Genomic DNA, 9216 nt, shown 5'->3' with positions numbered 1-9216 from the left:
ACCGAGATCCACTGTGGCCCCGATTTTTGCATGTCCTTCTCGGTGCGCCCCAGCGTCGGCAGAATCAACGCGGTATCTCCGGTGACCAGGTGTGATCGGTTGATCTTGGTGGAGATGTGCACGGTCATGCGCATCCCGCGCAGAGCTTCGAACGTCACTTCGGTGTCGGGCGTCGCCTGGGCGAAGTTGCCGCCGAGGCCGAGGAAGAAATGTGCTTTGCCGTCGCGCATCGCTCGAATGGAATCGATGGTGTCGAGGCCGTGTTTGCGAGGCGGATCGAAGCCGAACTCGCTGTGGATGGCGTCGAGGAAGTGCTCCGGAACCCGTTCCCAGATTCCCATCGTGCGATCGCCCTGCACATTGGAGTGTCCACGAACTGGCAGCAGTCCGGCACCGCGCTTGCCGATGTTTCCCTGTGCGAGAGCGAGATTGGTGACTTCCTTGATGGTGGCGACGGCATTGCGGTGTTGCGTCAGGCCCATCGCCCAGCAGAACACGGTGGCCTTGGAGTCACGCAGCATCCGTGCGGCCTCGGTGATCTGTTCGACGGTCAAACCCGTTGCGTCGGTGACCACATCCCAGTCCACCGACGCAACATGCTCGCGCCATTCGTCGAATCCTGCGGTGTACGTCTCGACGAACTCGTGGTCGATGCTGTCCCACTCGAGCAGCAACGATCCGATGGCTTGGAACAGCGCAAGATCGCCGTTGATCTTGATCGGCAGGTGGTAGTCCGACAGGTCGGTGCCGGGCCCCACCATGCCCCGTGCGGTCTGGGGATTCTTGAAGTTCAGTAGGCCCGCTTCCCGAAGCGGGTTGATCGAGATGATCTTCGCGCCGTTCTGCTTGGCCTTCTCCAGCGCGGACAGCATCCTGGGATGGTTGGTGCCGGGGTTCTGGCCGGCCAGGATGATGAGCTCGGCGTCGTACACGTCGTCGAGGGTGACGCTCGCCTTGCCGATGCCGATGGTCTCCTGCAGGGCGAACGACGTCGACTCGTGACACATGTTGGAACAGTCGGGAAGGTTGTTGGTTCCGAACGCGCGGGCGAACAGCTGGTAGACGAACGCAGACTCGTTGGAGGCTCGCCCCGACGTATAGAAGAGTGCCTCGTCGGGACTGGCGAGGGAATTCAACTCGTCCCCGATGAGACGGAAGGCGTCGTCCCATTCGATGGGTTCGTAGTGCGTCGCGCCGGGAAGCTTGACCATCGGGTGCGTGATGCGGCCCTGCTGACCGAGCCAGTGCTCGGTGCGGGCGTCGAGCTCGGCGATGCTGTGCCGAGCGAAGAATTGCGGAGTGGCACGCGTGGTCGTCGCCTCTTCGGCAACGGCCTTGGCGCCGTTCTCGCAGAACTCGGCGGCATGGCGGTGGCCGGGGTCGGGATCCGGCCACGCGCAGCTCATGCAATCGAAGCCCTCGGCCTGATTGAGGTCGAGGAGCGTCTTCGCGGTGCGCACCGCACCCATGTGCCCGAGTGATCGCTTCATCGAAACTGCGACGGCGACCGGTCCCGCCGCGTGAGTCTTCGGCTTCTCGATGTGCAGATCTGCCTCGTCGTAGTCGCTCACGCGGTGCCTCTCATTGTGGATGAGTTACTTGCCCAGAAGGCGAGAAACCAAGTCTACGTACGACTGCTTGGCCGAATCCTGGCCAGTGCCTTCGAGTTTTGCCCAGGCGTCGTACTTGGCGCGGTTCACCATGTCCAGCCTGCCTGGCCGCTTACCCTCCACGTCGCCCTTCGAACCCTGCTTGTACAGCGAGTACAGACTGAGCAGATCATCGTTGCTCGGCTTGGTCGTGAGGGTCTTGACGTCGACCTGGGCTTGCTGGAACGACTCGTCGAGATCGGACATCGTGTGTGCTCCTTGGCTATCGGAATGTGGTCGGTTCGATCATGGCATGTTCCGAGGCCCCGGCGACGAGCCTGACGCAGTGCGCAACGAATTTCTCGCGGGGCGTCGTGATGGAGCCGTCGAGGTAGCCGACGAACAGCGCCGTGAGCGCCCCGACCACGCCGACGGCAATCAGATGCCTGTCATCGGGGTCGTCGGTGACCAACTGGGCTTGCACGAGCTCGACGAAGCTGGGAAGCAATGCTGCGCCGCTTCCGCCGATCGCCGACTCCGAGAACGGGGCGAGCAGTAGAACTCGTCCGACGCTCGGGTTGTCGAGGACCAGTTCGACGAACGCGCGGACAGGTGTCTCGACTCGGTCGCGCTGGTCCGAGGATTCGACGGCATCGACGATTGCTTGTCGGGCTTGCTCGCCGACGTGGGCGTACACCGCTCGTACGAATGCATCGCGATCGTCGAAGCTCTCGTAGAAGTAGCGCTCGGTGAGACCTGCCGAGCGGCAGACCCCGCGAACGCTGACGGCGGAACCATCGGGGGAGCCGAGCAACTCGATTCCTGCGGCCAAGAGCGACTCGTGGCGCTGGCGTCGGCGCTCGTCGATGTTCAACGGCTTCGCCTGAAGTATTGACTACGCATGTTGTCAGATCCTAGTCTGACAACATGCGTAGTCAATCGGGTGACGAGCGACCGGTTCCACTGGGACCGGATTCGCTGACATGGAAATACTTCGGTGATTGGCGTGGAATGCTGCAGGGCGTATGGGCGGGGTCCATGCAGAACATGCACCCTGGTCTCGGCGCGGGAGTCGAGCAGCACTCGATCTTCTTCGACGAACGGTGGCAACGTCTGTATCGCTCGCTCTATCCCATCGGGGGTGTGGTGTTCGACGGCGATCGCGCCGAAGCGACTGCGCTGCAGGTCCGCGGATATCACGAGAACATCAAAGGCGTCGACGCCAAGGGGCGCCGCTACCACGCGCTAGATCCCGACACCTTCTACTGGGCGCACGCGACGTTCTTCATGGGAACGATCCTCACGGCGGATCACTTCATGGGCGGAGTGAGCGAAGCACAGAAACGTCAGCTGTTCACCGAGCACATCCAGTGGTACCGGCTCTACGGCATGAGCATGAAACCGGTGCCGGAGACGTGGGAGGACTTCCAGCTGTACTGGAAACGCATGTGCAACGAGGTCCTGGAGGACAACAAGGCGACACGTGACGTGCTCGACCTGTCGAAACTCGGACCCCCGCCGTACGCAGCGTGGATTCCGAGCCGTGTGTGGTCGGTACTGCGAGTGCCGATCACTCGTGGGTTCGTCTGGCTCACCGTCGGGCTGTACGACCAGCCGGTGCGCGAGTTGCTGGGCTACGACTGGTCCGAGCGCGACGAGCGCGTCTTCGGTTGGGTGGGTAAGGCGGTGAACCTGTCGTTCGCGTTGGTTCCGCGCCGCTACCGTCTGCATCCGCGTGGACGGGCCGGCTGGGACCGTGCGAACGGTCGCGTGCCCGTCGACGCTGCACTGCCGCAGACCCCAGCGCGAAATCTGCCGCCGATGGAAGCGCGCGACGATCCGAAGCACTACAGCCCCAAGGTGTAGTCGTGTCACCCGATTCTGCAGCGCTACGCGCTAGTGGCGCGGTTGAGTGTGTTGCCGCGCACTCAACCGCGCCACTGGAGGGCTAGCCCTCCCACCACGGGCGAAGCGGAACATTCGCCTCGCCCTTGGGGCCGAGCTTGACGCCCAGTACCTGGTGCAGCTGAACGACATTGCGCTCGAACCCGAGCCGAGATCCGGCCATGTACAGGCCCCAGACGCGTGCAGTCCCCTCGCCCGCCTCGGCTACGCAGGCGTCCCAGTTGTCGACGAGATTCTTGCACCAGGCTTTGAGAGTAAGTGCATAGTGCTCGCGCAGGTTCTCTTCATGGCGCACCTCGAGGCCGACGTCCTGCATCTCGGTGATGATGCGCCCGGAACCGGTCAGTTCACCGTCCGGGAAGACGTAACGGTCGATGAACGACCCGGCGCGCGCATGACTTCGATTGTCCGGCCTGGTGATGCTGTGGTTGAGTACTCGGCCGCCGACCCGAAGCTTGGACTTGATCGCGTCGAAGTACGACGGGTAATTGTGGACGCCGATGTGCTCGGTGAGCCCGATGGACGACACCGCGTCGAAGTTCGTTTCGGCGATGTCCCGGTAGTCGGAGAAGCGCACCTCGGCGAGATCGGACAGGCCTTCTTCGGCAATTGCTTTCTGCGCCCAGGCGGCCTGCTCCTTCGACAGGGTCGCGCCGATGGTCTTGACGCCCCGTCGCGCTGCGTAGCGGACCATTCCACCCCAGCCGCAGCCGATGTCGAGCAGTCGATCGCCTTCCTTCAAGCCGAGCTTCTCGAACACGAGGCGATACTTGTTCTCCTGCGCCGCCTCCAGCGAGTCGTTCTCCGAGGTGTAGGCAGCGCAGGTGTACGTCATGGATGGCCCGAGTACGTACTCGTAGAACGTGTTGGACACGTCGTAGTGATGCGAGATCGAATCGGCGTCGCGAGTCTTCGAATGTCGGAGTCCCTCGGCTATCCGACGCCACCGCGGGACGACCTCCTGAGGGGGAGGGGCAATGGGACGCAACAGATCCCAGCCGAGTGACCGCGTGATCGACGCCAGTGTCAGGGCGCTCGGGCGTCGAAAATGCAGTTCGTCGCCCATGATCCGCAGCAGATCGTACGGGTCGCCCGGATGAACGCCGACGGCGTCGAGGTCACCGGAGACGTAGGCGCGTGCCATCCCGAGATCGCCGGGGGCGGTTGCCAGATACGTGGTTCCGCGTGGGCTTTTGAGGGTCAGGCCGATTTCGGCATCCTCGGGTCCAGCCGCACTTCCGTCGTAGGCGGTGAACCGCATCGGGATGTTGCCGTCGGAGAGCAACTCGAGGATTTCCGAGATGGTGAGCTTGTGAGTTCGGGTTTCGCGCGTAGTGGGTTCTCTGAACGTTGTCATTTTCTTTGCACCGCCTTCGAGTACATATCCAACAAACGTGAATCAGGGTCGTGACGCTTCTTCAGTTCGACGAACTTCTCACCGCCGTACAGCGCGGCGAACTCCGACTCGGTGTAATACGCGTCCGAGTAGAGCGACTTGTGCCCCTGGAAATCGGTCACCTTGTGCTCGATCGCCCGGTTGGCTGCACCTTCAGGGGCTCCTGGAACTTTCGGAACCGAGGACCAGAACCCGATGTTGACGTAGGTCCTCTTCGGCTCGAGCGGATAGAGCGGCCAGGGGCGAGCCGCGTCGGCGCCGGGTAGTGCCGGTTCCCGAAGGCGCAACGGACACAACCACAGTGGTTCGATGGGTATGTCGGTCAGGAACCAACGCAGGAACGCGGCGGTGTTCTCGATGGGCACTTCGACGTCCTGTACGACGCGTTCCCGTGGCGGATTGCCCTTGCGTGCCTCGAGGCGATCGGCGATGTCGTACTTTCGGTCGAGCGCGATGAGCTTCCAGTAGAAACTGGAGCGGCGGTATTTCTTCGGCCAGAAGCGTCGGATTCTCGGATTCTGCGTGCCGAACGCGCGTGAGCACCAGAACCAGTCGGTGTCCCAGCGCCAGAGGTAGTCATGGATCGTCAGTCGGTCGGGTTCAGGCGTGGCGCCCCTGTGTTGGATCGAGCGATAGTAGATGTCCTGCCCCGAGTGATAGTCGCTGACAGGCCCCGGTTCGGCCGTCTGAATGCCGAGGGTGAGGTAGCTTTCGTCGGCCGAAAAGACGACTCCGTCGAGATACTGCACTTCGGTGCCGTCGTACGAACGGTCGCGCACGATCTCGTCCATGACGCGCTGCATCACGTCGAGATCGTCGAAGCGGACGTGGCGCAGGGCGACGAACGGCAGGACGGACTCCAGCTGAATTTTCAGTCGAGTCGCGTATCCGAGAGTTCCGTACGAATTGGGAAAGCCCCAGAACAGGTCTGAATTTTCTCCGTCGGGAGTCGCGGTGACAATCTCGCCGCGGCCGGTGAGGATATCCATTTCCAACACCGACTCGTGCGGCAAACCGCTACGGAACGAGGTGCTCTCGATGCCGAGTCCGGTGACTGCCCCGCCGAGTGTGATCGTCTTGAGCTGTGGGACGACCAGCGGCGCCAAGCCGTACGGGAGAGTGGCCGCGACGAGGTCCTCGTAGGTGCACATGCCGGCGACATCGGCGGTCTTGTTCTGCGGGTTGACGGAGATGACGCTCGTCAGGCCGGACACGTCCAAGCCGGGTGCGCTCGTCGCCGAGCGGGCGCGGAACAGGTTGGACGTCTTCTTCGCCAACCGAACGGTTGCGGTCGCGGGTATTGCCCGATAGCTGTCCAGCAGAAGTTGCACCCCTGCACGGTGCGCGGCGAATCCGCTCTCGCGGGGTGCGGGCCTTCGTCTCGGGAGTGCTATCGCGTAAGCCACATGGAGACGCTATATCCACTGCTCGCGCGGGGCTACCGAGAATGGCACCTGGAGCATGAAACTTCATGGAAATGTTGTCGTTGATATGCGCAAATCGGTCAAATGCGTGGTGCATCCAACTTGTTTTCGCAGCTGGGACAGTCCGCGGTGAAGCGCATCACATCCAAGACGTCGTTCTTTCTCGATCGGTCACCCCGGAGTGCAGGATGGGAACCAGGTATCAACGATTCAAGGAGACGCACACGTGGCACAGGTAAGCGCGAGTAGTTCGATCACCATCGCTCAGGCGCCCGATCAGGTTCTGGCGGCACTCGCCGACTACGAGACCGTCCGTCCGCGGATTCTTCCCGAGCAGTACCTCGACTACACCGTCGTCGAAGGGGGACAGGGCAACGGCACTGTCGCTCAGTGGACGCTGCAGGCCACGTCGAAGCGGTCGCGCAACGTCAAGGCGACCGTCACCGTCGACGGATCGAGGATCGTCGAGCGCGACGCGAACTCCTCGATGGTCACGACCTGGACCGTCGCCCCGTCCGGAACCGGTAGCGAGGTGACGACCACCACCGAGTGGAAGGGTGCGGGCGGGATCGGCGGGTTCTTCGAGAAGACCTTCGCGCCGTTGGGTTTGAAGAAGATCCAGGCGCAGACGCTGTCGAATCTGGAACGTGAAGTGCGTTAGTCGGTAAGGCTGGATGACCCACCACTGTTGACGGGAGTGGAGCCTGCGGAATGACCCACTAGTGTTGCTGTGGAGTACCCGAACCGAGAGGACACCACTGTGCAACCCGGTGAGCAGCCCGACATCGCCTCGATCATGCAGCAGGCCCAGCAGATGCAGCAGCAGCTGATGGCTGCGCAAGCCGAGATCGCCGAAGCCGAGGTGACCGGCCAGGCTGGCGGGGGCCTCGTCACGGCGACGGTCAAGGGGACAGGTGAGCTGGTTTCCCTGGTGATCGATCCGAAGGTCGTCGACCCCGAGGATGTCGACACTCTTCAGGATCTGATCATCGGGGCCATCGCCGACGCCTCGAAGTCGGCGTCGGCTGTCGCCGCCGAGAAGCTCGGACCGCTGGCGGGTGGGCTCGGCGGCGGATCGCTCGGGCTCCCCGGCTTCTAGAGAGTTCGCGCGTGTACGAAGGTCCTGTCCAGGATCTGATCGACGAGCTCGGCAAGATGCCTGGGGTCGGCCCGAAGAGTGCTCAGCGCATCGCATTTCACCTGTTGGGCGTCGAACCGCCCGAGGTGGACCGGTTCATCAATGCGCTGCAGCGTGTCCGTGACGGGGTCCAGTTCTGCACCGTGTGCGGCACGGTCGCCGACAAGGAGTTGTGCCGAATCTGCGCCGATCCTCGGCGTGATCGCAGCATCATCTGCGTCGTAGAGGAACCGAAAGACGTTCAAGCCGTCGAGCGCACTCGAGAGTTCAAAGGCCGGTACCACGTCCTCGGTGGTGCGCTCGATCCATTGAACGGCGTCGGGCCTGATCAGTTGCGCATTCGCGAGTTGCTGGTGCGCGTCGGGAACCAGGAGGACGGGGTCGATGTCGCCGAGGTCATCATCGCGACCGATCCGAACACCGAGGGCGAAGCGACCGCGACCTATCTCGTCCGGATGATGCGCGATTTTCCCGGCCTGTCGATCACCCGGCTGGCCTCCGGCCTGCCGATGGGCGGGGATCTGGAGTTCGCGGACGAGCTCACGCTCGGCCGTGCGCTGACCGGACGGCGGGTTTTGTAGGGCTCGGGTTTCGGTGGGCGGCTCCGCCGCCAGTGGCGCGGTTGAGTGTCCTGACGTGCACTCAACCGCGCCACTACGGTTATCCACACCCTGTGCACAACCTGCCTGTTTTCGGGTTTTGTTCGTGCCGTCGTTGTGCATCATTTCCAAGCATGAACCCGAAGCGACCGACGCCGGCTCAGGACATTCTCGATCCGCAGCACGGGGTGCTGACGACGGTCCAGTTGCGGGCGTGCGGGTTCACACCACAGGCCATCCGACATCAGGTCGAGTCGGGGGCGTGGCTTCGCGTGTTCAGGAACGTCATCGCGGTCACCAATGGGCCGTTGAGCCGCGAGATGACGCTGCGCGCAGCTCTGCTGTACGGAGGCCGTCGTTCGATGATCAGTCACGACACGGCTGCGTTCGAATGGGGCATGACGCGCTCGGACGACGGGCCAGTCCACGTGACCGTGCCGCGAGGGTGCTCGGCGATCCATCAACCTGCGGTGGTCCGGAGCAACCTGGTCAGGCCGACATCATCGCACAACGCCCAGATCCACCCTGGCGTCGTGATGCACCGCTCGTTGGCAATCGAGCATATCGGTGTCGATTTCGATCCGCCGCGAACGAGTAAGCCCGACACCGCAATGGATCTGGCCGTCGCAGCCCCATCCCCTCGCGAGGCGTCGGCGATCCTGGTGAGCGCGCTGTCTGCCGGCGCGGTGTCGATAGCAACGATGCGCCGGAAGATCGAACTGAGGCGCCCCAGGCGATATCGCCAGGCCCTTCTCGACACGCTCACCATGCTTGCCGACGGCGTGCAATCGGTGCTCGAGTACAGGTATGCCGTGGACGTGGAGAAGGCCCACGGACTACCGACCGGCCGACGGCAAGCACCGGTCCACGTCGGCGGACGTCTTCTTTACGAGGACGTCGAATACGGGCCAGGCGGGCTGATAGTCCGGTTGGACGGGCAGCAGTTCCATTCGGCCAAGCAGACACGCTTCCGAGATCGCCGCAGAGACAATGCTGCCGAACTCGCCGGACGCGCAAGCCTGGCGTTCGGCTGGGACGATGTCGCTCACGATCCGTGTGGCGTGTACCGGGATGTGCGCAACGTCCTGGTCCGAGAAGGTTGGGACGACGCATCGTATCCGTGCGAGCGTTGTGTAGTGGCACGGAAAGGCGCATCGGAATGCAC

General features: G+C 63.1%; 10 protein-coding genes. 5 read left to right on the top strand and 5 right to left on the bottom strand.

What is annotated here, in order from left to right:
• The 3 genes from A2J03_RS24500 to A2J03_RS24490 form a co-directional block, all read right to left on the bottom strand.
• Positions 1 to 1571 (bottom strand): FdhF/YdeP family oxidoreductase (locus A2J03_RS24500; protein ID WP_068379243.1); only part of this gene is annotated, 1571 nt, incomplete at its 3' end.
• A gap of 24 nt (positions 1572 to 1595) precedes the next feature.
• A complete protein-coding gene (locus A2J03_RS24495; RefSeq protein WP_068379240.1) occupies positions 1596 to 1856 on the bottom strand; it encodes an acyl-CoA-binding protein in 261 nt (86 codons plus the stop codon).
• Between the two features lie 16 nt (positions 1857 to 1872).
• On the bottom strand, positions 1873 to 2463 hold the full coding sequence (locus tag A2J03_RS24490) for a TetR/AcrR family transcriptional regulator (RefSeq protein ID WP_068379237.1): 591 nt from the start codon (positions 2461 to 2463) through the stop codon (positions 1873 to 1875).
• A 53-nt stretch (positions 2464 to 2516) separates the two neighbouring features.
• On the opposite strand from A2J03_RS24490, the gene A2J03_RS24485 reads away from it, so the two are divergent.
• Positions 2517 to 3455 (top strand): oxygenase MpaB family protein, encoded by a 939-nt coding sequence (locus A2J03_RS24485; RefSeq protein WP_068379235.1) that lies wholly within the window; start codon positions 2517 to 2519, stop codon positions 3453 to 3455.
• An 82-nt stretch (positions 3456 to 3537) separates the two neighbouring features.
• Here A2J03_RS24485 and A2J03_RS24480 read toward each other — a convergent pair whose 3' ends face one another.
• Both A2J03_RS24480 and A2J03_RS24475 read right to left on the bottom strand, forming a co-directional pair.
• Positions 3538 to 4851, bottom strand: coding sequence for a class I SAM-dependent methyltransferase (locus A2J03_RS24480; RefSeq protein ID WP_068379233.1), 1314 nt, complete (start codon positions 4849 to 4851; stop codon positions 3538 to 3540).
• The gene (locus A2J03_RS24475) at positions 4848 to 6296 is read right to left on the bottom strand and encodes an FAD-binding oxidoreductase (RefSeq protein WP_197480944.1); all 1449 of its coding nucleotides are present in this window, start codon (positions 6294 to 6296) and stop codon (positions 4848 to 4850) included. Before A2J03_RS24475 ends, A2J03_RS24480 begins: the two co-directional genes overlap by 4 nt.
• Positions 6297 to 6540: 244 nt before the next feature.
• Between A2J03_RS24475 and A2J03_RS24470 the strand changes: the two genes are divergently transcribed.
• From A2J03_RS24470 to A2J03_RS24455, 4 genes are all read left to right on the top strand, one after another.
• Positions 6541 to 6975, top strand: coding sequence for an SRPBCC family protein (locus A2J03_RS24470; protein ID WP_068379228.1), 435 nt, complete (start codon positions 6541 to 6543; stop codon positions 6973 to 6975).
• 99 nt (positions 6976 to 7074) lie between these two features.
• On the top strand, positions 7075 to 7413 hold the full coding sequence (locus tag A2J03_RS24465; RefSeq protein WP_068379246.1) for a YbaB/EbfC family nucleoid-associated protein: 339 nt from the start codon (positions 7075 to 7077) through the stop codon (positions 7411 to 7413).
• A gap of 11 nt (positions 7414 to 7424) precedes the next feature.
• Positions 7425 to 8033: a recombination mediator RecR gene (gene recR, locus A2J03_RS24460; protein WP_068379225.1), complete on the top strand. Its 609-nt coding sequence runs from the start codon at positions 7425 to 7427 to the stop codon at positions 8031 to 8033.
• Between the two features lie 152 nt (positions 8034 to 8185).
• On the top strand, positions 8186 to 9216 hold a 1031-nt coding region (locus A2J03_RS24455; protein ID WP_068379222.1), incomplete at its 3' end, for a type IV toxin-antitoxin system AbiEi family antitoxin domain-containing protein.

The sequence above is a fragment of the Rhodococcus sp. EPR-157 genome (assembly GCF_001647195.1).
In the GTDB taxonomy this organism is placed as follows: domain Bacteria; phylum Actinomycetota; class Actinomycetes; order Mycobacteriales; family Mycobacteriaceae; genus Rhodococcoides.
Note: the sequence above shows the minus strand (reverse complement) of the source record. Positions and strands in the feature narration are given on the sequence as shown.

Excerpts from the sequence above, each read along its gene's own strand:
- A2J03_RS24495 (WP_068379240.1), bottom strand. The coding sequence starts at position 1,856 with ATGTCCGATCTCGACGAGTCGTTCCAGCAAGCCCAGGTCGACGTCAAG.
- A2J03_RS24485 (WP_068379235.1), top strand. The coding sequence starts at position 2,517 with ATGCGTAGTCAATCGGGTGACGAGCGACCGGTTCCACTGGGACCGGAT.
- A2J03_RS24480 (WP_068379233.1), bottom strand. The coding sequence starts at position 4,851 with ATGACAACGTTCAGAGAACCCACTACGCGCGAAACCCGAACTCACAAG.